Origin of the sequence: Deferrivibrio essentukiensis, assembly GCF_020480685.1 — a bacterium.
GTDB classification, from domain to species: domain Bacteria; phylum Chrysiogenota; class Deferribacteres; order Deferribacterales; family Deferrivibrionaceae; genus Deferrivibrio; species Deferrivibrio essentukiensis.
Genome location: NZ_JAJAFU010000005.1, coordinates 69,084 through 92,056, shown reverse-complemented (window position 1 = coordinate 92,056; position 22,973 = coordinate 69,084). Strand labels below are relative to the sequence as shown.

The 22,973-nt window shown below is 31.2% G+C and carries 23 protein-coding genes; 19 read left to right on the top strand and 4 right to left on the bottom strand.

The window, feature by feature from the left end:
* The first annotated feature begins 10 nt into the window (after positions 1-10).
* Together hflK and hflC are read left to right on the top strand one after the other, a co-directional pair.
* Positions 11-985, top strand: coding sequence for an FtsH protease activity modulator HflK (gene hflK, locus LF845_RS04260; RefSeq protein WP_242819762.1), 975 nt, complete (start codon positions 11-13; stop codon positions 983-985).
* Positions 982-1,848, top strand: a complete 867-nt coding sequence (hflC, locus tag LF845_RS04255; RefSeq protein WP_242819761.1) for a protease modulator HflC — start codon at positions 982-984, stop codon at positions 1,846-1,848. Before hflK ends, hflC begins: the two co-directional genes overlap by 4 nt.
* Before the next feature lie 28 nt (positions 1,849-1,876).
* Here hflC and corA read toward each other — a convergent pair whose 3' ends face one another.
* The 3 genes from corA to LF845_RS04240 form a co-directional block, all read right to left on the bottom strand.
* Positions 1,877-2,827: a magnesium/cobalt transporter CorA gene (gene corA, locus LF845_RS04250; RefSeq protein WP_242819760.1), complete on the bottom strand. Its 951-nt coding sequence runs from the start codon at positions 2,825-2,827 to the stop codon at positions 1,877-1,879.
* 104 nt (positions 2,828-2,931) lie between these two features.
* Entirely contained in the window at positions 2,932-4,071 is a 1,140-nt protein-coding gene (locus LF845_RS04245; protein ID WP_242819759.1) for a THUMP domain-containing class I SAM-dependent RNA methyltransferase, read from the bottom strand.
* Entirely contained in the window at positions 4,072-5,667 is a 1,596-nt protein-coding gene (locus LF845_RS04240) for a DEAD/DEAH box helicase (protein WP_242819758.1), read from the bottom strand.
* 132 nt (positions 5,668-5,799) lie between these two features.
* Between LF845_RS04240 and LF845_RS04235 the strand changes: the two genes are divergently transcribed.
* The 3 genes from LF845_RS04235 (at position 5,800) to murI (ending at position 9,621) form a co-directional block, all read left to right on the top strand.
* On the top strand, positions 5,800-7,680 hold the full coding sequence (locus LF845_RS04235; protein WP_242819757.1) for a diguanylate cyclase domain-containing protein: 1,881 nt from the start codon (positions 5,800-5,802) through the stop codon (positions 7,678-7,680).
* 112 nt (positions 7,681-7,792) lie between these two features.
* On the top strand, positions 7,793-8,839 hold the full coding sequence (gene zapE, locus LF845_RS04230) for a cell division protein ZapE (RefSeq protein ID WP_242819756.1): 1,047 nt from the start codon (positions 7,793-7,795) through the stop codon (positions 8,837-8,839).
* Between the two features lie 2 nt (positions 8,840-8,841).
* Positions 8,842-9,621, top strand: coding sequence for a glutamate racemase (gene murI, locus LF845_RS04225; RefSeq protein ID WP_242819755.1), 780 nt, complete (start codon positions 8,842-8,844; stop codon positions 9,619-9,621).
* Here murI and LF845_RS04220 read toward each other — a convergent pair.
* The gene (locus tag LF845_RS04220) at positions 9,614-10,228 is read right to left on the bottom strand and encodes an HAD family hydrolase (RefSeq protein WP_242819754.1); all 615 of its coding nucleotides are present in this window, start codon (positions 10,226-10,228) and stop codon (positions 9,614-9,616) included. The genes murI and LF845_RS04220 overlap by 8 nt on opposite strands.
* A gap of 113 nt (positions 10,229-10,341) precedes the next feature.
* Between LF845_RS04220 and fliD the strand changes: the two genes are divergently transcribed.
* From fliD to LF845_RS04150, 14 genes are all read left to right on the top strand, one after another.
* A complete protein-coding gene (gene fliD / locus LF845_RS04215) occupies positions 10,342-12,963 on the top strand; it encodes a flagellar filament capping protein FliD (protein ID WP_242819753.1) in 2,622 nt (873 codons plus the stop codon).
* Positions 12,964-12,975: 12 nt separating this feature from the next.
* Positions 12,976-13,398 carry a flagellar export chaperone FliS gene (fliS, locus tag LF845_RS04210; protein ID WP_242819752.1) on the top strand — a complete coding sequence of 141 codons (423 nt, stop codon included), beginning with the start codon at positions 12,976-12,978 and terminating at the stop codon, positions 13,396-13,398.
* Between the two features lie 6 nt (positions 13,399-13,404).
* On the top strand, positions 13,405-13,740 hold the full coding sequence (locus tag LF845_RS04205) for a hypothetical protein (protein ID WP_242819751.1): 336 nt from the start codon (positions 13,405-13,407) through the stop codon (positions 13,738-13,740).
* Between the two features lie 14 nt (positions 13,741-13,754).
* Positions 13,755-13,925 (top strand): hypothetical protein, encoded by a 171-nt coding sequence (locus LF845_RS04200; protein ID WP_242819750.1) that lies wholly within the window; start codon positions 13,755-13,757, stop codon positions 13,923-13,925.
* Positions 13,926-13,943: 18 nt separating this feature from the next.
* Positions 13,944-14,279: a hypothetical protein gene (locus LF845_RS04195; RefSeq protein ID WP_242819749.1), complete on the top strand. Its 336-nt coding sequence runs from the start codon at positions 13,944-13,946 to the stop codon at positions 14,277-14,279.
* Positions 14,279-15,856 (top strand): radical SAM protein, encoded by a 1,578-nt coding sequence (locus LF845_RS04190; RefSeq protein WP_242819748.1) that lies wholly within the window; start codon positions 14,279-14,281, stop codon positions 15,854-15,856. The genes LF845_RS04195 and LF845_RS04190 overlap by 1 nt, the downstream gene beginning before the upstream one ends.
* Positions 15,856-16,605 (top strand): purine nucleoside phosphorylase YfiH/LACC1 family protein, encoded by a 750-nt coding sequence (locus tag LF845_RS04185; RefSeq protein WP_242819747.1) that lies wholly within the window; start codon positions 15,856-15,858, stop codon positions 16,603-16,605. Before LF845_RS04190 ends, LF845_RS04185 begins: the two co-directional genes overlap by 1 nt.
* Entirely contained in the window at positions 16,598-17,281 is a 684-nt protein-coding gene (locus LF845_RS04180) for a YggS family pyridoxal phosphate-dependent enzyme (protein ID WP_242819746.1), read from the top strand. The genes LF845_RS04185 and LF845_RS04180 overlap by 8 nt, the downstream gene beginning before the upstream one ends.
* A gap of 1 nt (position 17,282) precedes the next feature.
* Positions 17,283-18,098, top strand: coding sequence for a YggT family protein (locus LF845_RS04175; protein ID WP_242819745.1), 816 nt, complete (start codon positions 17,283-17,285; stop codon positions 18,096-18,098).
* The gene (locus LF845_RS04170; protein ID WP_242819744.1) at positions 18,095-19,003 is read left to right on the top strand and encodes a potassium channel family protein; all 909 of its coding nucleotides are present in this window, start codon (positions 18,095-18,097) and stop codon (positions 19,001-19,003) included. Before LF845_RS04175 ends, LF845_RS04170 begins: the two co-directional genes overlap by 4 nt.
* 7 nt (positions 19,004-19,010) lie before the next feature.
* Positions 19,011-19,979 carry a PIN/TRAM domain-containing protein gene (locus LF845_RS04165; protein WP_242819743.1) on the top strand — a complete coding sequence of 323 codons (969 nt, stop codon included), beginning with the start codon at positions 19,011-19,013 and terminating at the stop codon, positions 19,977-19,979.
* Positions 19,976-20,665 carry a 2-C-methyl-D-erythritol 4-phosphate cytidylyltransferase gene (gene ispD, locus LF845_RS04160; RefSeq protein WP_242819742.1) on the top strand — a complete coding sequence of 230 codons (690 nt, stop codon included), beginning with the start codon at positions 19,976-19,978 and terminating at the stop codon, positions 20,663-20,665. The genes LF845_RS04165 and ispD overlap by 4 nt, the downstream gene beginning before the upstream one ends.
* 12 nt (positions 20,666-20,677) lie before the next feature.
* Positions 20,678-22,261: a methyl-accepting chemotaxis protein gene (locus LF845_RS12010; protein ID WP_341352893.1), complete on the top strand. Its 1,584-nt coding sequence runs from the start codon at positions 20,678-20,680 to the stop codon at positions 22,259-22,261.
* Between the two features lie 76 nt (positions 22,262-22,337).
* On the top strand, positions 22,338-22,973 hold the full coding sequence (locus LF845_RS04150) for a site-2 protease family protein (RefSeq protein WP_242819740.1): 636 nt from the start codon (positions 22,338-22,340) through the stop codon (positions 22,971-22,973).

Genomic DNA, 22,973 nt, shown 5'->3' with positions numbered 1-22,973 from the left:
GGAGGATTAAGTGGAAAACAATCCGTGGGGCGATCAAAAGCTAAATGTCAAATTACCAAAATTTAAAATTCAAGTATCCGGAACAATTATTTTTATCATATTGTTACTATTATGGATCTTAAGTGGTTTTTACATCGTTAAGGCAAACGAGCAGGCAGTAGTAATGAGGTTTGGAAAAATTGTTAATGTAGTTGGAGCTGGTCCTCATTTCCATTTACCTTTTCCTATTGAAAGAATTGATAAGGCAGAAGTTACTAAAATTCACAGAATAGAGATTGGTTTTAGGACAGGAAAAGATGGTAATATAAAGTCTGTGCCTAAAGAGGCTTTAATGTTAACGGGTGATGAAAATATTGTAAGCATTGACCTTATTGTGCAATATAAAATAGGTGATATAGTAAAATATCTTTATAATGTATTAAATGTAGAAAAAGTAATAAAAGATGCAGCAGAATCAGCTATCAGAGAGATAGCTGGTAAAGAGAAAATTGATGATATTTTAACTACAGGCAAAAGCAGAATACAGCAGGAAACCCAGGTAATTTTGCAAGATATTCTTAATTTTTACAATTCCGGAATTGATATTGTAGCGGTTCAATTGCAGGATGTTGAGCCTCCTAAAGCTGTCGTTGCCGCTTTTAAAGATGTTGCCAGTGCAAAAGAAGATAAAAATAGATTTATCAATGAGGCCGAAGCGTATAGAAACGAAGTAATACCAAAAGCAAGAGCTGAGGCAGCTGAAATGATACTGGATGCAGAAGCATATGAGGTTGAAAAGATTCAGAGAGCCAAAGGTGAGACTACAAGATTTTTAAATATTTACGAAAGTTATAAAATGGCGCCAAATATCACTAAAAAAAGATTATATCTTGAAAAAATGGCAGAGATTTTGAAAGGTGGTCAAATATTTATTTTTGACGAAAATATTAAAAACATAAGTCCATTTATGGGTCTTGACGGAATGATAAAAGGGGATGCAAAATGAAAAAAGTTTTTATAGTGGTAGCAATTATTTTTGCTATTTTAATCGTTGCTCCTTTTACAGGAGTTTTTTATACAGTTAAGGTTAACGAGCAGGCTATAGTTACTTACCTCGGGAAGGTTGTTAAGGTTATTGACAAGCCAGGGCTATATGTAAAAGTACCATTTTTATATAATGTTTCTTATTTAAGTAAAATGTTGTTAGAATATGATGCACCTGTTTCAGAAATATTGACTAAAGATAAAAAAACACTTTTGCTCGATAATTATTGCAGATGGAAAATTAATGATCCTTTAAAATTTTATCTTAGTGTAAGAGATGTATATGGCGCTATGTCAAGAATTGACGACATAATATATTCAGAAATGAGAATTGAGTTAGGACAACATACATTAACCGAAGTTGTAAGCATAAACAGAAATGAAATTATGGCTAATGTTACAAAAGCGGCTAAAGAGAAAGCTAAAGTATACGGAATAGATATACACGATATCAGGATAAAGCGAGCAGACTTACCGCCGGAAAACGAAAAAGCTGTATATGAAAGGATGAGAGCTGAAAGGGTAAGAATTGCAAAACAATATCGCTCTGAAGGTATTGAAGAAGGTAGAAAGATAAAAGCTAAAACTGAAAAGGAAAAGAAAATAATTTTGGCTGAAGCTTATAAAAAAGTTCAGGAAATTAAAGGTGCCACTGATGCTAAAGTTGTAAAAATCTATGCTGATGCATTTAAACAAGACCCTAACTTTTTTGAATTTATTAAGACATTAGACGTATATTCAGATGTATTAACCAAAGATAGTAAATATTTCCTTTCTACTAATACAAAACTCTTAAAGCTGCTAAATAAAGGTGATACAGAATAATTAAAAAAGCCCTGATTTCAGGGCTTTTTTACATCCAACCTTTCTTTTTGAAAATTAATATCGGTAAAATAGATGAAATCAGCATCAATATTAAAGAAAAAGGATACCCAAAGTGCCAATCCAACTCAGGGAAGAATTTGAAGTTCATTCCATAAATACTTGCCACAAGGGTAGGGGGAAGAAAAATAACATTCACAATTGTAAATATTTTTATAATATTATTTTGCTCTATACCTAACTGACCAAGGAATATGTTTTGTATGTAATCAAGCCTGTCAAAATTAAACCTTGTATAATCGATTAGAGAATTGACGTCTTTAATCATTATTTTGAAATTATTTTCCAAGTTAGAGGGAAGTTTGGGAGATTTTAGAATTGCAGATAGAAGCCTTTGTTTATCAATTAAACTTTCTCTTAGTCTTGTATTATGGTCCTCATTCATAGATATTGATTCCAACAAATCTTCACTGTCCATATCTTCATTTAAAAGGTTTTTTCTTAAATTAGAAATTCCTTTAGCAATATTTTCAAGAATATCCGCATCCATATCAATTCTCATTTCAAGTATATTGCTAAAAATATAAAAACCGGAGTTAAAAAGGTTAGGTAAAGAAATTATTTTCTTTATACATTCATCAAATGTCCTTAATTCACGATAGCGTATCGTTACCAAAAAATTATCCTGTAAAATAAAAGATACTGTTTCATTGTGAGGTGTATTGTCAATAAGTGTAAAAAAATATGTGTTTACGGTAATATCTTTTGATGTCTCCCAATATCTTGACGAAATCTCAATCTCTTCAGTTTCCTGTTTTGTAGGAAATTCAACATTGTAAATGGTAGAAATTACCTTAAACTCTTCAGAAGAAGGCTTTATCATGTCTATCCACAATAATTCTTTTAAATCGGGCATCAGAGCATCTATATTATCTACAATCTTTATTTTATTATTTTTATCTTTAGCATAAATTTTAATCATATGTACCTCCGTAACAATCAAGTAAGGATAAGATTTTTTATTATAAATTTCAATTAAAATTATTTAAGATTTTAACTTGTCTAATAAAAATTCAAATAATAAACTTAGTAGATTTCATAGCAGGTTAATCTTCCATCAAGTCCGCCATTTTTAAGTGGCATTTTCATAGAAGTTTTTAAGCCTACCTTTTTAATTAATTCTCTATTGCCGAAGTAAACAAATGCTTTGCTACCTTTACAGTTATTTTTTAAGAAGTCTCCAAAACTTGTAATAAGACGACTCACCTCATTTTTTTCACCAAGCCTCTTCCCATAAGGAGGATTGGTTATAATTGTTGAATTTTCTATACTTTTTATTTTTGAAAAATCGGTAACTGCCAGTTTAACCTTATCACCGTGAGGAATCAGTTTTAAATTTTCTTTTGCAATCTGAATTGCTCTTTTATCTATATCGCTTCCGGAAATTAAATTATTTGGAAGAGGTTTAATACTTTCAAGGGAACATTTTCTTACATAATCAAACGTGTTACGATTAAAGTCAGGCATATAAAAAATACCAAGATTTTCTCTGTTATAGCAAGAAGGTATATCACAAACTTTCAGTAAAGCTTCAGCTAATATTGTACCTGAGCCGCAGAATGGGTCATATAGATTGGTTTCCCCATTCCATTTTGAAATTCTTATTATTCCAGCAGCAAGATTTTCCATGATAGGTGCTTCAAGACTATTTTTTCTGTAACCTCTTCTATGAAGAGAGCCACCAGTTAACTCCAGACTAATGGTAGCTTTATTGTCATTTATATAAAGATTAAACCATACGTCAGGAGTCTTGGGTTTTACATTTGGTCTTTCTCCATATTTGTCCCTAAAATAGTCAGCAATTGCATCTTTAAGACAAAGTGAGGCATATTGAGAATGAGTGATTAAACTATTTGATACTGATGAAAATATAGCAAATGTCTTATTTAATGGTAAAAAATCATCCCATTTGATACTTTTGGCAGTTTTATATAGGTATTTTGTACTGTGACAATCAAATGTAATAATCGGTGCTAATATTCTCGTAGGAATTTTTGAACAATATACAATTTTGTAAAGGGTTTCTTTACTGGCAGTAAAAGAAACCCCTCTGTATTTTGTATTTATCTCCGCTGCTCCAAGTTCATCAAGCTCTTCTGCTGCGACCTGTTCCAAATTATCAAGAACAGCGGCAAAATATCTGTTAGTTTTAAGATATTTGTACATTTAGTTTTTCTTTTCCTTTGCTATCTCAACCATTGGCCTTTTACCGCGCTTATTCTTTTTAAAATATGTTAAAATAACCTCAGCCTCTTCATATGGTACGGTTACAAAAGAAAATTTATCAAATACTTTAATCTCTCTCAAAAGTCTTTGCTCTACACCCGTTTTCTCATAAATAAAGTCAGCCAAACTTTTAGGTGTTGCATTGTTTTCTTTCCCCATGGATACAAACAGTCTTGCCTTACCTTTTCTGTTTACAGATTTAGTATCCCTTATTTCAGAGTATGAAGATTCATCAAACTCATCCCCATAATTCATAGATAGTAATGCCTTCACAATCTGCTCCGGTGTAAGCTGGCCTAATAGCTCTTTTGAGAGTTCATCTATATGTCTGTTTTTTTCATAATCAACTGTTTCTGCAGTTGCTTTTATCTCTTCAATAATCTTAGCCTTTTTTGTCTCAATAATATCTTCTACTTTAGGAAGATCACCTTTTTTAATTTTTGCTTTTGCAATTCTCATTATGTATACCAATCTTCTGTATTCGTCAGGGGTTACAAATGTAATTGCTGTGCCTTCTTTACCGGCTCTTCCTGTTCGGCCGATTCTATGCACATAAGACTCAGGGTCTTGGGGCAATGAGTAATTTATTACGTGTGTTAAGTCGGAAATATCAATTCCTCTTGCGGCAACATCTGTGGCTACCAATATATTAATTTGCTTGTTTTTAAATTTTTTTAAAATCCTTTCCCTTTGATATTGGGAAATATCCCCGTGTAGAGCTTCGGCACTGTAGCCTCTATCAATAAGCTTATTGGCAACATTATCTACGTCTACTTTAGTCCTGCAAAAGACAATACCATAAAAATCCGGCACAATATCCCTTATTCTACAAAGTGCTTCAAATTTATCGTCTTCATTGACTTCAAAGTAAATTTGATCAGTTAAATCGGTAGTCAATGTTTTGTTTTCTACAGCGACAACTCTTTGGTTTTTCATGTACTTTTGAGCAATTTGCTTAATCTCTTTAGGCATAGTTGCCGAAAACAGAAGAGTCCTTTTAGTTGAATTTGTATTTTTTAAAATATACTCAATATCCTCTATAAAACCCATATTGAGCATTTCATCCGCCTCATCAAGTACTAAAAATTCTATATGGGATAAATTAAGCGTTTTTCTTTTTAAGTGGTCTATAATTCTGCCCGGTGTCCCTACAACAATATCCACACCTTCTTGAAGTCTTCTAATTTGCAAATCGATAGATTGCCCACCGTAAACAGGTATAATTTTAGTTTTCTTTTTCCCTTTAAGAGTGTTTAATTCTTCAGCAACTTGCAAACATAATTCTCTTGTAGGAGTTAAAATCAATGCTTTAACCTTGTTTCTTTCTTCTGATAACAGTTGAATTATTGGTATTCCAAATGCTGCAGTTTTTCCCGTACCGGTTTGTGCTTGACCTATAAGGTCGTCAGTGGAATTAAAAATTTCTGGGATTATCTTAGCTTGTATAGGTGATGGTGCTTCAAATCCTTTCTTTTTTATTGATGTTAAAATGTTTTCAGATATTCCTAATTCTCTGAATTTTTCAAGTGTGTTCATTCACTACCTCTGTTATTATTTTTTGTCTGGTTATTCAGGTTTTCTGAGTCAAACATTAAGATTATATATTTATTTTGTAATTTAGCAACAATTATTCTTGATTAATACTAAATTATTGTAATAAAGTAGCATATGGATATAAGATATTTAAAACAAGAAAATATAAGACTTAAACGGGTGGTCAATACCATTCAACCTTATTTCGAACTTTTTGAATCCATTTCTGCGGGTGAAAAAGGGAGAATTCTTGATAAATTACTTGATATATGTAAAAGAGAAACTGAAAGTTTTCAGGGATTTATAGGTATTATTGAGAAAGATAATACTCTTTTTGTACCTACTTTCGATTATCTTAAATCATGTAAGGTCAAAAATAAGGATAGCTTTAAGCTTATTAATCCACTTGAGGAAATTGGATATCTGTATGAAGTTTCTATCAAAACTGGTAAACCTTTTTATACCAATATAATAGATTATTCGAAATATCTCAAAAATATCCCTGAAGGACACATTAAAATTACAAATTTTATGTCTGTCCCTGTAATAAAAAATGGGAAAGTGGCAGGTATAATTGCTTTAGCCAATTCTACTGTAGATTATAATGATGATTCAATTATAGCTGTAGAAAAGATAGCAAATATACTGTCAGTATTTTTAGATGATGAAAAATTTGTTAATAATGATAATATTATAGATGCCATACTAAGTTGCCATGATAAAGATTTTTTGTGTGTAGTGATTGATAACAAAATCGTCTATGCAAATAATTTTTTAATAAACTACCTTATTGATGCCCACTCTTTGGACATATTCTCTTTAAATGAATTAACAGAATTTAAAAATATAGAAATTATTAATATAATATCTAAGGCTTATGACAATATCTTTAAGAAAGGTAAATTTGAAGATACATTGGAGTTATTTGTCAATAATGAGTTAAAAAGCTATGAAGTTATTGCCACACCTGTAATTAACGATGAGGAAATTGTGGGTGCCTCAATACTATTTAAAGACATTACCGAATTTAATGAAATTATCTCAAAAGCAAAAAAAGATTATGAGGTTGAAAAATTTATATCAGACCTTCTGCAAGAAATATACAAAGGGAGCGATTTGGATTTAAGTATTTCAAATAGCCTTTCAAAAATAGGAGAATATTTGAAATTAACTGAGATTTCCGTTTATGAGCGTGAAAATAAGGAAATTAATAAAATATACTCATGGAATACAGACAAGATATCAAATAATATCAAACCTGACAGCTTGTCAGCCATATTTATTAAAGTTGAAGATGAGGGGATTATTATTTTAAGCGGTGAAACAGATGACAACCTTTTAAATTCGTATTCACACATCAAAGAACTTGCTTCTGTTGTTGCCTATCCTATGTTGCAACAAGGAAAAATGTTTGGATTTATAATATATGAAAAAAGGTGTGAGCAAAATATATGGAGTATCAGGGAAGTAGAGCTTCTTAAAATTTTATCAAATATTATTACATCTGCAATTTTGCAGAAAAAGGCTGACGAAAATCTTAAATATGCAAGCACACACGATAAGTTAACCGGAATTTACAATAGAGCATATTTTGAAACTGAAATTGAAAGGGTAAAAAAAGGAAGAAATTTTCCACTTGGCATTTTTATTATTGATGTAAATGATTTAAAAGTTATAAATGATAAAATTGGGCATGCTGCCGGTGATGAACTTATTGTAAATGCAGCAAAAATTCTAAAAAATTCTGTCAGAAGTGAAGACTGTCTTGCAAGAATAGGAGGGGATGAATTTGCTATAATCATACAAAGGGCAAATGAAAATGCAGCAAAAAGTCTTTATCAGAGAATTTTAGATACTCAGGAAAAAGTAAATCAAAACCTTGAAAATAAAGTTTCCATGGCTGTTGGGTTTTCAATAGCAAAAAGCGAAAAAGAGATTACCGAAGCTACTAAAAAGGCGGATGAAAATATGTATTTGCATAAGCGTCAAATTAAAGGGGGAAGACAGGTGCGGTAACAATGCAATTGTAGCTACAGTGTGAAACGAAAAGTAGAATCTTCTTGCAATTTCACAAAAAATTATATAAAAGTCAAACGCTTGTGATTTATATAGTCAAAGGAATAAAATAATGATTATTGATATAAAAGATATCAATTTTAACATTTCAGTTGAGGATTGCTTTGTAAATTTAAAACCACATCCGAAATTTTCTCATTGCACTTTTGAGAATTATATCCCTGATGAAAAATACCCGTCTCAATTTTATATTAAAGAAACGTTAATAAATAAGATTAAAAAGCTCAATGAAGAGCCTACAGAAACTAAGAATAAAAAAGGGTTTTTTAATTTTCTAAGAAAATCTGCCAAAGAGGTCAATAATAAAAAACTAAACAATTTATACATCGATGGTGGTTACGGTGTAGGTAAAACCCACCTATTAAGTGCTTGTTACAACACTGCTAATGTGAATAAAGCCTTTTTAAGTTTTGGTGAATTGTGCTACTTTTTTAACTATATAGGGCTTGAAAAGACCGCTGAAGAATTTTCAAAACTAAAACTTCTCTTGCTCGATGAATTTGAACTTGATGATCCTGCCACTACAAGAATGATGGCAAAGTTTTTTCTTTTAATAAATAAAAATACCCTTATAATTACTACTTCAAACACACTCCCTTCAGATTTAGGAAAATTAAAATTTCAGGTTGATGAATTTCAAAGAGAGATGGGGATTATTTCCGGTGCTTTCAAAACTGTTGTGGTAGAGGGTATAGATTATAGAAAAAAGAATAAAATATTAAACCAAAGGATTGCATCCAAATCTTTTCTTGACACTTTTAGAGACTATAAGGTGTCAAAAACAGCTAAGATGCTTACTACGTATAAAAACTTAATGGAAACATTAATTGACAATCACCCTTTTAAATATTTTGTAATCCCATCAACTTGTGAGGCTATTTTTATAGATGGTGTTGCTCCATTTGAGCAGCTTAATAATGCTCTAAGATTTACTCACCTAGTAGACCATTGTTATTACTATAATACAAAGATTTTTATCAGATCAGAATATGATTTGGACAAATTTTTCAAACCTGAAATCATTGAATCATGCTTTAGTAAAAAATTTCAAAGATGTTTGTCAAGACTTGATGAGCTTGCCATATTTTTTAAGAGTTGATTATGGCTATAGGTGTCTTTGATTCAGGAATCGGTGGCTTAACTGTTTTTAGAACAATAATTAAAAATTTTAAAGATACAGACTTGTATTATCTCGGGGATACAGCAAGGGTGCCATACGGCAACAAGTCAAAAGACACAATTTGCAGATACAGTTTGGAATGTTCAAATTTTTTGATTAATAACTATCAAATAGATTGTCTGGTTATTGCTTGTAACACTGCCTCATCCTTTGCACTGGATTTTTTGAAATCCAAACTAAATATACCCGTAATAGGAGTAGTTGAGCCCGGGGCACAACTTGCAGCAAAGTTTACTGAAAACAAAAAAGTAGGAATTATCGGAACAATAGGTACAATAAAAAGTAATTCATACTACAACGCAATAAAAAAAATAGATAACAAAATTGAAATCTATCAAAACCAATCACCACTTCTTGTACCTTTAGTAGAAGAGGGGAGAATTGAGCATGAAATCACAAGACTTGCTGTGAAAGAATATATTGCACCTCTCGTTGAAAAAGGTATAGACACCCTTGTATTAGGTTGTACACATTATCCTGTTTTAAAAAATATAATAGAAAAAATATATCCTAATTTAAAGCTCGTTGATTCCAGTGAGGCTATTATTCCTTACATAGTTTCATGTTTGCCTACAGATAAAAGGGAAGAGGGGAAAAGACTAATATTGACTACAGATGAGACAGAGGCATTTAACGCACTAAAACACAGGCTTGTTGGGGATATAAAACTTCAGAAAGTTGATTTAAAAGAAATTATATAAAAGAAAAAATTTCATCGTGACTTTTTATAAAATCCAAATTTTCAAATTTTCTTTTATACCCTAAAAATGGTGTCCCTGAAGATTTTGCGGCCAAGTAATCAGTTTCCGAGTCACCTATATATATTGTTTTTTCAGGTACAACGTTAAAATATTCAAAAATCTTGTAAAGCCCTTCAGGATTTGGCTTAGCGTTTGTGACATCTAAGGATGTAACTTTAAAATCAAAGTATATGTCAATATTAAAGTGTTCCAAAAGATAGTGTAAAGAGTAGCCTCTATTCGTAAATATAGAGAGTTTATAATTTTTTTCCTTTAATTTAGGTAAGGTTTCAATAAGCTTTTCTTCCGGCTCCATTAAGTCGAGAAATTTTGAAAAATTCATATTTTTAGCAAATTCGAGCATTTCATTTAACTTTTCTTTTGAGTCAGTTAAAAAAGATAAGATTTCCTCATTTGTTTTCATCATCGCCATATTAACAAGTTCTTCATTAGTCCTATCTATTTTAGTTAACCCAAAAGTGTCACACACAAAGTCATAATAAGCAAGAACTGCCTTTTTACTGTTAAACAGTACACCATCACAGTCGTAAATTATTAATTCTTTCATAACCCACCGTTTTTATTTTTTAATCTCACATTTTTTGATCTTTTTTTCAACTTTTTTCTAAAGTTTTTGCTGTCAAGTACGATATTGTAGTTGAGCGACACGGAGGTTTGCTTATGGATGCACTAAGGATAGGTGGAATTATTTCAGGCCTTGATACAAATGGGATCGTAGAGACCCTGACTCAACAGGCTAAGCAGACATATTACTCATTAGAACAAAAATATGCTAATAAAACTCTTGAAAAAAATGTATATCAGTCAATAAGCACCGATCTTGTATCCATAAAAGCAGATTTGCTAAACTTAAAGCTTGAGTCTACTTTTAAATCTAAAAATGTTTCTGTTTCAAATTCTTCCATATTAAGTGCTACCGCATCAATATCTGCGAAAAACGGCTCACACACTATAAAAGTTTCACAAACTGCAAGAAATTCATATACCTATAGTCAATTTACCAATGTTGCTCTTAGTGAAAAAGGTGCAGGTGTTTCAAGTATCAGTGGTCGCCCTAATGATTTTTTAGAAGGTATTCATAATGTTACAATTTCAACTGCTACAATTTCAGCAACAGATTATTATATATCAAAAGATGAATTTTCTCCAAACAATTTAGGACAGCTTAATAAATATTCCGGCTCTTCATTAAGTATTGTTGATACAAAAGGGGAGTTAACTTCCGATTTATCTGGCAATTTTACTATAAGCATTAATTCTACTGTTTATTCAGTATCAGTTTCAGCTGTAACTGGGGACGATATAAATAAAGTAACAAAATCAATAGAAGATTCCCTCAATAGTCAATTAAATAGTGCAAATAGTACTACTAATAAAAATTATTTAGCTGTCAGGGCTGACTTTAACAGTACAAGCGGAAGTTGGAATATGGCAATATATGATACTTCCCTTGAAAGCTTAACTATTGAAGCTCAAAGTGACAGTATAAGTCAAAGCCTTGGATTACATAATGGTACTTCCTCAACCACAACAAAATCTGTTACTACAAAAATTTCAAAATATCATGTGTCTGATAGTTATGCTAACTTGTTGACAAAATTAAATGATACTACTGCAGGTCTTATTCCAGGGGTGACTCTTACTGCGGATTCTTCATTGTCAGATGGCAGCTTTAAAATCGCTCAAGATTCATCTTTAAATGTAAAAGCCGAGTCTTATTCTAAGGTCACTGGTGCTACGGTTTCTACAGGTTTAGGTCTTGATACATCAGTAACCGGACTTCAAAATGCAGGCTTTTCAAAAACTCCATCTACATCTACAAATGGCACTTTTACAATAAATGGTGTTTCTATAACAATCGATGATTATACAGCTTTATCAGTAAACGATTTAATAGCAAAAATAAATTCATCAGGTGCAGGAGTAACTGCAAGTTATGACTCCACAGAGGATAAAATAGTATTGCAGTCAAACACTGCAGGTGCTGAAAATATAACATTAGGCGACTTTTCAGATACAAGTGACATTTTAAGCGTATTAAAGCTTACTTCTGCAGACGGTGCCACAAAAACTACAGGCTCAAGTAGTGGCTCAGTTGACCCTACTGTAAAATTAAGCTCAGCCGGTTTTACCAAGACAGTTACAAGCGGTATTTTTACTATTAATGGTGTTTCGATTTATGTAGATGCAAGTGTAGATACGTTAAATGATGTTATTTATAAAGTAAACAATTCCGGTGCTAATGTTGAGTTGAGTTATGATGAAGTTGCAGATAAAGTCACCTTAAGGTCAAAAGATAGTATAGATAAGATTCTATTAGGGTCATCCAATGATACAAGTTCATTTCTTGAAGCACTTAATTTAACAGATGATACTACTACCTCATCTGAATTTGGAGTAGCTGGTCAATATGCAATACTGAATGTTGATGGTATTAATTATATTAGAGATACAAACAAAATAGATGATATAATTTCAGGTGTTACTTTAAATATTAAAAATGCGAGTGATGAGTATACTACTATAGATATTTCAACCGATACAACAAAGGCAGTAGAATACTTTGCAAAATTTGTTCAGCATTACAATCAGATGATTGAAAAACTTTCTCCACCAGAAATTGATGATGAGGATGAACAATATTTAACTCCTCTAACAGAGGATGAAAAAAATAATATGACAAGTGAGGAGGTGACCGATTACGAAGAAAAGTGGAAGACTTATACTACTTATAACATAATTTCAAAAAGTTCTGAACTCCGTTTGCTCAAGAATTCTTTGAGAAGCAACCTCTTAAGTGAAGCGACCGGAATAACCGGAGCTTATAAAAGTTTAAGCGAAATAGGAATTAGTATTGCCGGCGATGGAGATTTAAGCGTTATAAAGAAAGGTATGTTGGTAAAAGACAGCACCGACTATGATGAAATATTGAGTGAATTAAAAAATAATGAAACATTTTTAAATGCATTATCAGAAAATCCTGATGATGTGTATAAACTGTTTTCCGAAAATTCTTCAACTGCCACAGGGTGGGCAAGAAAGTATGAAAGCGTTATTAATCAATATGTTTCAACCGGCGGGTTGATATCTCTTAAAATACAGCCGTTTGGAACAATTGATAGGCAACTCTATAATCTCGCAGACAGAATGGATGACGAACAGACCAGAGTAACAAGTTATCTTGAAAGGGTCTGGAGCCAGTTTACAAACATGGAAAAACAGATAGCTCAACTTCAGGAACAAGGTAACTACTTGACTCAGCTTTTGGCTAGTCAAAAATAATAAGGAGGAATAATGGTTTCAAATCCTTACAGAACGTATCTTAAAAATGAAATTGAAGGTGCAACAAAAGGGAAGTTGATTTTGCTCTTATACGATGGAGCAATAAAGTTTTTAAGACAAGCAAATAAATATATTGAGCTCAAAGATATTCCCAATGCACACCAAAATATTATAAAAGCCGAAAATATTATTTACGAGCTAATGTCTACTTTAAATATGGACGCAGGTGAAATAGCAGAAAATTTACTAAAGCTTTATGACTTTATGGTATGGCAGCTTATTGAAGCAAATAAAGAAAAAAATAGTGAGAAAATAAATACCGTAATAAAATTACTAACTAATTTAAGAGAAGCTTGGAAAGTAATAGTTGAAAAAGAGCAAGAAGTGGAAAGTGAAGCTGAAAATAAAAAGAGGTCGGTTAATTTTGCCGGGTGAGGTAATATGAGTATTAATTTTGATAACTCTATAATTAATATTAGGGACAAGCTTACCGGCAGCGTGAGCAAAAAGAAGTCTTCTGCCAATGATAATTCGGCTAAAACTGCAAATAATGTTAACCTAAATATTGAAAGCAAAAAGTTTGCAGATATAGTTGAAATCAAACGGGAAAACCGATTGGCAGCCAACTCTTACAGTTTGCTCAAGTCGGAAGATGATGCCAATGAGGTATTAAACAAACTAAAAGACGCCTTTCAAAAACAGGATGCATCATCTTTGATAAATGCGCATGGTAAGGTAGACCCTGATAAGGTATTGAAATTTTACCCTTTTGAATAGCTAAAGGAGTATTTATGAATATTCAGGGGATAAGTAGTTACAAATTAGCACAATATAGCTACGCCTACAGTATGAAGGTTGCAGCAAAAAGCAAAGAATCAGCTGAAACATCTGGAAATAACATACTAAAGTTAATCAACTCGAGTGTCAAAAATTCTACTAATAAAATTGATTTTTATGCTTAACTGTACTATCATCATTTAATGGACAAAAACCTTGATATTATATTTGGAAATTTTGTAAAGGTTGCTGAAAAAATTCTTAACGATGCTGACCCTTCAAACTTAGAACAGCAACTTAATATTTATCAAAACTTTTTCAAACAGTTAAATCAGTTAGCGACCAATCTGGATAAAATATCTGAAGATGACCTTGAAAAATTAAAACAAGTAATTTTGATTAACGAAAAGGTAGCATCTATACTGATAGATAAGAAAGAAGAATTGAGAAACACTATCATTAAGGAAAACAAAAAGATAAATATCAAAAAAAAATATAATCATCAAAACAATCAGCTTGGTTACGACAAAAAATCTTAATGGAAAAATGGGCAGTAATTAAACATTACAGAGATATATTGGACAGTGAAGAAGGATATATACTTAAAAATGGCTCTATAAAAGTTGCAACGCTATATCCAAATAAATATGAAATTGCCTCCCAAAATCTTGGTTTTCAGGAGGTATACAAATTTTTAAACTCAATTGAAGATGTCGTATGCGAAAGGATTGTTTTAGACTTTTACGAAGATAATCTCTCCATTGAAACCCAAAAGTTTTTTGCTGAATTTGAAGTAATTTTTGTTAGCATTAATTATGAAGAAGATGTTTTAAATCTTATAAGATTTTTAAAAGCTCAACATATAAAGCCATTTAATTATGAAAGAGACAACAGTACGCCGCTAATTATTGCAGGCGGTGTTTTGACATTTTTAAACCCTAGGCTTCTTTTAAATGTTGCTGACATTCAATTAATTGGTGATTTAGAGCCAATGAAAGATGACATAATCTCAATGTTGACAAATTTTAGCAGTAAAAACGAAAGAATATCTTTTTTAACTACATTAGATTACAGTGTTTTTTCAGGGCGTAAAGATAAGGCTAAAGTAGTACACAAGAAAGATAGGACCCCAGTCTGCTCATCTATAAAAACAGTAAGTGGGGAATTTGCGAACGAATTTCTTGTGGAGCTCAGCATAGGTTGCAAATACGGTTGCAGGTTTTGCTCAGCATCATATATTTACAGGCCTTACAGGATAATGGATTTTAATAAATTTTACGAAATAATTGAGAATTATTCTTTTAGTGATGACATTGGAATTATCAGTGCTGTTTTTGGTGATTTGCCTGACATACAAACTCATATGGAAAAGTTAAAAAATATGGGGAAAAATATTTCTGTCTCTTCACTTAGAATTGACACATTAACCGAAAGTTTGATTTCACTTTTGAAAGATTGCAATGTTAAGTCAATAACTATTGCAGAGGAAACTGTCTCGGAAAAACTTAAAAAAATAATAAAAAAAGAGATTAAAGACGAAGATATTTATAATGTAGTAGAACTTATTGCTCATTCCGGGATTTTGAATCTAAAATTATATTATATGATTGGATTGCCCGGGGAAACAATAGATGATGTAAAATTGTTAATTAAGCGGGTTGAAAAGATTGTTGATATTTTTACTAAAAAACAGGCAGAAAAATTCAAACGACTTGGTAAAGTCAAGCTATCTATAAATATATTTATTCCAAAACCTTTTACCCCTATGCAGTATTTTCCCCTTGAAGATAAAAAATCCATAAATAACAAAATTAAACTTCTCAATAAAGAGCTTCGTAAAATACCAAATCTAAAGTTTAGCATAATGTCCCATAGTACGGCATATCTTCAGGCGACGATATCAAGAGCTGAAGATAATATAGATGAATTATACCAATTATTTTTAGAGTCTAACGATATAAAAACTGCACTTAAAAACTTTAAGTCAAATGCATATGAACAGTTCGATGAAAATAAACAACTTGTATGGGAAAAGTTGATATCACATAATTTTGATATAAATATATTAAAACGTGAATTTACTACGGCAAGAAAAATATTAGAGGATTGGTCATAATGTTAATAGCTAAACAAGGTATTATGTATATAAAACCTTACGGTTTGCCTGAAAATATTTTAAGTATCACTACCACAAGGCATACCGGATTTAGCAAATCTGAATACGCTTCATTAAATTTCGGCTTTCATGTAGATGATAATCCTTTAGATGTAGAAAAAAATTATGACAAATTATCTACAGTTTTTAAGCTTGATAAGGTTATTACACTTACACAAATTCATTCAAATACAATAATCAATTTGGATAATACAGATAATTTAAATTCCTTTGCAGGTGCCCTTACAGGTGATGGTCTAATTACAAAAAAAACTAATCTACCAATTGGTATAATGACAGCAGACTGTTTTAACGTACAATTAATAGGGAAGGAATATATTGCAAATCTCCACTGCGGTTGGAAGAGTATTTACTTAGGTATTATTGAAAACTGCTTGAAAATTTTTGCAGATAATGAAGATATTGTAGAATATGCTGTTATTGGACCTGGAATATGTGAAAACTGCTATACTGTAGGCAAAGATTTGGCGATAAAATTTTCAGATTTAGTTAGAGAAAAAAGTATATTCCATATAAAAGGTGATAACTACTTGCTTAATTTAAGAAAAATAATCAAATTAAAACTTGAGAATTTTGTTAATAATGTTATAGATTTAAATTATTGCACATATTGCAGTGATTTCCTATATTCATACAGGAAATCTAATAAAACAGGGAGAATGATTTCAATATTGATGAAGTATGAGTGAAATAAAAAAGAATTTGGAAAATATTTACGAAAGGATTGAATTAGCTGCATCAAAATCTGGCAGAAAAATAGATGCAATTACCCTTGTAGCAGTCAGTAAAACTTACCCTGCTGAAAAGATAATAGAAGCTTATAATTGCGGTCAATATATTTTTGGAGAGAATAGGGTTCAGGAAGCCCTTGATAAAATTGGGATTTTAAAAGATTATAAAGATATAAAATTTCATCTTATAGGGCATCTTCAAACAAATAAAGTGAAATATCTCAAGGATAACTTTTCTCTTATTCACTCAGTAGATAGGATTGAACTTGTAAATGAGATGGAAAAAAGGTTTTCAAAACTTAATAGAATCCAAGATATACTTATTCAGGTAAATGTCGCAAAAGAGCCTCAAAAGTCAGGTGTATTGCCTGAAGATTTTGATGTTTTACTTGATAAAGTCCTAAAAAGTAATTTTTTAAATCTAAAAGGGCTAATGATGATTCCGCCTTTTCTTGATAATCCTGAAGACAATAGAATATATTTTAGAAAAATGTATGAACTCTTTGAAAAGGTAAATACTCTTAAGAAGGTTGAATATCTTTCTATGGGTATGAGTGATGATTTTGAGATTGCAATCCAAGAAGGCTCAAATATGGTAAGAATAGGCTCTGCTATTTTTGGAAAAAGGGGATAAAATGGGACTAATTTCAATACTTATTAAATTTTATATTATTATTTTAATGTTGCGGGGAGTAATGACAAGGCAGGAATTATACTTTAATCCGGCAGGTAAGTTTGTAGCCGCTGCAACTGAGCCTATATTTTCAACACTTTTTAAAAAGCTTACAAAAGCCAGCACTGATAAACTTATACCAATCTTGATTATTTTTTTGACAGTTATTTACGCACTATTAATGGCACTTTTTTACGGAGATTTAATTTCATCTTTAATTAGAAGTATTAGTGATATTTTAGGTTTTTTAATGCTATTTTATATAGCTTCGGTCTATTTAGGTAGTTTTGTAAATACTTATTCAGCAGGAGCATATACTACTTATTTTTACAGAATTGGTCTTTTTTGGGTAAAATTAACCAGAACATTTATAAAAATTTCAGGCAATAAAATTATACTACCTACCATCATTGTTATATTTCTTGCTTATGTAATTACTCACACACTTTTATTAAGTGCTGTAAGCGTAATGGGGGGTAAGGTTGACTTTATATTTCTACTTAAAACCTCTACAAAGTCAGGCTTAATGGAATTTGTAGGTGTTTTTAGGATAATTACATGGCTTATAATAATCAGGACGTTAATGTCATGGGTGAGTCCTGACCCAAGAAATCCTATTGTACAAATGCTTATAACCATTACTGACCCTATTATTGAGCCAATTAGAAAGGTAATACCGCCATTTGGAATGATTGACTTATCGCCGATTATTGCACTGCTCATTATTGAATTTTGTAGAATTTTTCTAATAAGACTAATAAGTTTGATATTTGTATGAATCCATTAAGAAAAATTGTTATTAGCTTTTTAATTATTGTTTCAATATTGGCAATAGGTACAATCGGGTATGAATATATTGAAGGTGTAAGTTTTTTAGATTCGTTTTATATGACTGTAATTACTATTACAACGGTAGGGTTTAGCGAAGTTTTCCCCTTGTCAACAACAGGTAAATATTTTACAATATTTATAATTCTGACAGGGGCTGGTACGATTGCATTTGCAGCAACTCAAGCTATTGAAATTGTAGTAGCAGGGGAAATAAGAAAGATATTAGGCAGGAGAAAGATGGATAAAAAAAAGGTGCCCTTTGTTGTTATTGATAAAGATAATTCTAAAATTGATTACTTTAATGAAAAAGGGATAATATACATAATTGGGGATGCCACAAAGGAATCTGTGCTCATGGAAGCAAATATTTTAGAGGCAAAAGGATTGATTGCAGTTGTCAGCAGCGATGCTGAAAATGTTTACATAGTGCTCACTGCCAAAGGGTTTAGCAAAAATCTTTTTGTAATAGCCAGATCCTCAGATGAAGAATCGGCTACAAAAATGTTTTGGGCAGGTGCAGATAAAGTCTTTTCACCATACACAATAGGAGCTGTCAGTATAGCCAATACAATATTAAAGCCAAATGTTACGGAGTTTATGGATATTGTGATGGGTAAAAATAACTTTAATATTGAAGTGGGTGAAATAGCTCTAAAAAGCTCTTCTAAATTGATTGGAAAAAAAATTAGGGAGTCAAATATTAGGAAAATTGGTATAATAGTAGTAGCTATCAAGAAAAAAACTATGGATTTTATATATAACCCCGGGCCTGATACTGTTTTTGAAGAGGGTGATACTATCATAGTATTGGGACAGTCAAATATTATTGAGCAGTTAGAAAATTTGATATGAGGTAAAGATGTGGATATTTAGAATTATTTACTCAATTGCAATCTTTATTGCTTTTGTGCTTTTTCGAAATCAACTGGAAATAGATATCAATCATGCTATAAGTTATGCACTTGGCATTGTATTGTCTATTAATCTTATCGAGTTATTTATATCCGATTTAAAAAGTTTTAAAGTTATCATGGGTTTTATCGGTGGTTTTGTTTTTCTTATAATTGCTTATTTTGTAGTAAACGCTTTTGATACCGTATTTTCAAATGAAGCTTTAAAATTAGGTTTTTATTTTCTAATAGTGTATCTTGGAATACTTATAGGGTATAAAAATTACACATTATTGGAAAATATTTTTTCAAAGAGATTAAAGAGAGAAACTAAAACACGATATGTTGTAATACCTAAAATTGTTGATACATCAACACTTATTGATGGAAGAATAAGTGACATAGTAAATACGGGTTTTATAGAGGGTAAAATAGTTATCCCGACTTTTGTACTAAAAGAGTTACAAAATATTGCCGATTCTCACGATCACTTAAGAAGACAAAAGGGGAGAAGAGGGCTTGACGTTTTGAAAAAATTGCAAGAGCAAAAAGTGATCCCCATTGAAATAAGTGAAGAAGATTTTAGTAATATTGGCACTGTTGATGAAAAACTTGTAGCGTTAACTAAAAAACTTAAAGGGAAAATTATAACTACCGATTTTAATCTTATACAAGTTTCAGAAATTCAAGATATAAAGGCACTTAATATTAACTTATTGGCTTTAGCTTTAAGACAAAATGTTTTACCCGGTGATAATCTCCATATTGTAATTCAAAAAGAGGGTAAAGAGTATTCACAGGGTGTCGGATATCTGGATGACGGGACAATGGTTGTAGTAGAAAATGGAAGAACTCTTATCGGAAGTGAAGTAGATGTCGTAGTTTCAAGCTTATTGCAAACAGAATCCGGAAGAATAATTTTTACCAAATTAAAATGAGTAACTCTGTTTCAGCAATTATTCCGGCTGCTGGTATTGGTAAACGATTTTCTGATAAAGAGAAAAAGCAGTTTTATTTAATTAATGATAAGCCAATACTTTATTACACATTAAAAGCTTTAAAATTATCTTTTCCCTTTATTGAATATAATATTGGCGCACAAAAAAATGATTTTGAGTTTATAAAAAATGTATGCAATGATTTGGATATAAATAACTATAAGCTGGTTTTGGGTGGCAAAGAAAGGTTTGACACCGTTTTTAATTGTCTATGTGAATCTTCAGGAAAGTATGTTCTGATTCATGATGCAGTAAGACCTTTTATAACCAAGGAGATTGTAATTAACTGTATTGAAGTAGCGAAAAAACACTCAGCGGCAGTATGCGGTGTTACCCCAAGAGACACAGTAAAACAGATAACAAACTACATGGTAGATAAAACCATAGAAAGAGATAAGCTTATTTTGACCCACACGCCACAAGTTTTTGAAAAAAAACTTTTAGAAAAGGCTTTAATGTATCAAAGAGAAAATAATATCTTTATTACCGATGAAGCAATGGCTATTGAATTGATTGGCTACAATGTATACATAACTCAATCTAATTTTACTAACATTAAGTTAACTCAAGCTGAAGATATTTTATATTTTAAATATCTTATCGAAAAAGGGGTTTACAAAATATAATACTTTTATTATATCATTGCGAAATTTGAAAAAGCGATGTATGACTCAAAAAGTATTGAGCTAAAAAATTATATTGATATAGCCTATGGTTTAATCAAAAGGATATACGAAAACGATAAAATGGATGACCCGATTAGGACAGAAGTCAACCAGGAAAGAGTTAAAGAAATTTTAAGAAGCTTTAGATTTGATAAAGGTGACGGCTATATATTTATTTATAATTTTGACGGAGTAAACATTCTTCACCCTGCAAAACCTGAACTTGAAGGTAAAAATTTGATTAATATTCAAGATAAATCGGGAAGATTCCTGATAAAAGACCTAATAGAGATTGCTAAAAAAGGTGGTGGCTTTTATAAATATTTATGGCCAAAACCATCTAAAAATAAAGATGTAGAAAAATATGCCTATGTTATCCCTTTGGAAAAGTGGGGTTGGTGGCTTGGCACTGGAATTTATGTGGATGATATTGAAGATACAGCCAATAAAGTTATTTTAACAACAGCTTCTATAAGGAAAACTATCTCTGTTAAGGTTTTTATAACTGCTTTTATTATTTTGCTCATAGTTATTGTATTGAATTATTATTTTTCAAATAAAATATCAAAAGGGATTAATGTTGTGAAAGAATTTCTCAAAGATGCTTCTGAAAAAGGTGCTGACCTTACCGTTAAAATCCCAAAAATTTCTAATGATGAAGTCGGGGATATGTCAGTATACTTTAACAATTTTATAGAAAAACTAAGCAATGTAGTCACAAAAGTTAAAGTGAGTGCAGAAAATGTTGCTTCTGGAAATACGCAATTAGCATCTGCTACTGAAGAATTGACTGTAACTTTTAATGAACAATCGGCTCAGGTAGTGTCTGTTGCTTCTGCAACTGAAGAGATTACCGTTACTTCTGATGAAATTTTACAAAGGTTAAATGATGTAAATAGTTTGACAAATGAATCAGAGCTGAGCGTAAAGAAAGGTAAAAAACAGATAGAAGACTCTGTAAAAAGCATAAAAGAGATAGAAAGCATTGTAACAGTATTAAGCTCAGCTATCGAAAATTTGAATAGCTCATCTGATGAAATTGATAATATACTTTCTGTAATTGATGATATTGCAGATCAGACAAATTTACTAGCACTAAATGCTGCAATAGAGGCTGCGAGGGCAGGGGAGCATGGTAGAGGATTTGCTGTGGTTGCAGATGAAGTAAGAAAACTTGCTGAAAAGACTCAGCACGCTGTTAAAGACATTGAAACAATAATAGATACGCTTAAACATGAATCTGATAATGCTTCTCAAGATATGGTTGTTGCAAATCAAAAGGTTAAGGAAGGTACGATTTCAATCTCTAAAACAGAGGAAATATTTGAAGATATATATCAAATCGTTGTCAAGATATTTGAAGCAAATTCTAATATATCTGCTTCAATAAATGAACAAGTCTTGGCAATTAAAAATATAAATGACAATACTCAGGTTATTTCGTCAGGTATTGAAGAAAGTACATCAGCTTTAAATGAAATTGCACAAACAATTTCCAATATTCAAAAAATGGCAGAAGATTTAAGAATAGCAATGGAGGAATTTAAGACAGATTAGCACCTAAAAAAGTAGTTGATATGCTCATGCATGAATAATTTGACATGATTAAACTAATCTGCTAATTTCACTGCCTATGGGATTTGATATAAATACTTTTTTTAGAGACTTATCTATAATGGCATTGCCATTTTTGTTTGCTATCACTATACATGAAGCATCACATGGATATGCTGCATATTTTTTAGGTGACGACACTGCTAAGAGGCATGGCAGGCTTACTCTAAACCCTATCAAACATATTGATATATTTGGGTTAATCTTCTTATTTGTAACAAGGTTGTTTGGGTGGGCAAAACCAGTGCCCGTAGATTTTACAAGGCTCAAATATAGAAAATACGGCCCTGCTGTTGTTGCTTTTGCCGGACCATTATCAAATTTTTTCTTAGCCATATTTTCTGCAATTTTATTTCATGTATTGACATCAGTTTATTTTTCACCTGTAATCCTTGAAAAAGTTATAAAACCTGTTGCTATGATGTTAGTTTTTTCTGTTCAAATAAATATAGCTCTTGGAATATTTAATTTAATTCCCATCCTGCCTCTTGACGGTGGAAGGATATTACAATCGTTTTTACCCCTTAATGCTGCCTACAAATACTCTCAATCTGAAAGGTATGGTTTTTTGATTATAATTTTTCTTTTAATTACAAATATTATTGATAAGTTAATATTCCCAATAATAAATTTTGTTATAAGATTATTAATTTAA

Bases quoted from the DNA above. Each gene is read 5' to 3' on its own strand.
- hflC (WP_242819761.1), top strand. From the start codon at position 982: ATGAAAAAAGTTTTTATAGTGGTAGCAATTATTTTTGCTATTTTAATC.
- corA (WP_242819760.1), bottom strand. From the start codon at position 2,827: ATGATTAAAATTTATGCTAAAGATAAAAATAATAAAATAAAGATTGTA.
- LF845_RS04245 (WP_242819759.1), bottom strand. From the start codon at position 4,071: ATGTACAAATATCTTAAAACTAACAGATATTTTGCCGCTGTTCTTGAT.
- LF845_RS04240 (WP_242819758.1), bottom strand. From the start codon at position 5,667: ATGAACACACTTGAAAAATTCAGAGAATTAGGAATATCTGAAAACATT.
- LF845_RS04235 (WP_242819757.1), top strand. From the start codon at position 5,800: ATGGATATAAGATATTTAAAACAAGAAAATATAAGACTTAAACGGGTG.
- zapE (WP_242819756.1), top strand. From the start codon at position 7,793: ATGATTATTGATATAAAAGATATCAATTTTAACATTTCAGTTGAGGAT.
- murI (WP_242819755.1), top strand. From the start codon at position 8,842: ATGGCTATAGGTGTCTTTGATTCAGGAATCGGTGGCTTAACTGTTTTT.
- LF845_RS04220 (WP_242819754.1), bottom strand. From the start codon at position 10,228: ATGAAAGAATTAATAATTTACGACTGTGATGGTGTACTGTTTAACAGT.
- fliD (WP_242819753.1), top strand. From the start codon at position 10,342: ATGGATGCACTAAGGATAGGTGGAATTATTTCAGGCCTTGATACAAAT.
- fliS (WP_242819752.1), top strand. From the start codon at position 12,976: ATGGTTTCAAATCCTTACAGAACGTATCTTAAAAATGAAATTGAAGGT.
- LF845_RS04205 (WP_242819751.1), top strand. From the start codon at position 13,405: ATGAGTATTAATTTTGATAACTCTATAATTAATATTAGGGACAAGCTT.
- LF845_RS04200 (WP_242819750.1), top strand. From the start codon at position 13,755: ATGAATATTCAGGGGATAAGTAGTTACAAATTAGCACAATATAGCTAC.
- LF845_RS04195 (WP_242819749.1), top strand. From the start codon at position 13,944: ATGGACAAAAACCTTGATATTATATTTGGAAATTTTGTAAAGGTTGCT.
- LF845_RS04190 (WP_242819748.1), top strand. From the start codon at position 14,279: ATGGAAAAATGGGCAGTAATTAAACATTACAGAGATATATTGGACAGT.
- LF845_RS04185 (WP_242819747.1), top strand. From the start codon at position 15,856: ATGTTAATAGCTAAACAAGGTATTATGTATATAAAACCTTACGGTTTG.
- LF845_RS04180 (WP_242819746.1), top strand. From the start codon at position 16,598: ATGAGTGAAATAAAAAAGAATTTGGAAAATATTTACGAAAGGATTGAA.
- LF845_RS04175 (WP_242819745.1), top strand. From the start codon at position 17,283: ATGGGACTAATTTCAATACTTATTAAATTTTATATTATTATTTTAATG.
- LF845_RS04170 (WP_242819744.1), top strand. From the start codon at position 18,095: ATGAATCCATTAAGAAAAATTGTTATTAGCTTTTTAATTATTGTTTCA.
- LF845_RS04165 (WP_242819743.1), top strand. From the start codon at position 19,011: ATGTGGATATTTAGAATTATTTACTCAATTGCAATCTTTATTGCTTTT.
- ispD (WP_242819742.1), top strand. From the start codon at position 19,976: ATGAGTAACTCTGTTTCAGCAATTATTCCGGCTGCTGGTATTGGTAAA.
- LF845_RS04150 (WP_242819740.1), top strand. From the start codon at position 22,338: ATGGGATTTGATATAAATACTTTTTTTAGAGACTTATCTATAATGGCA.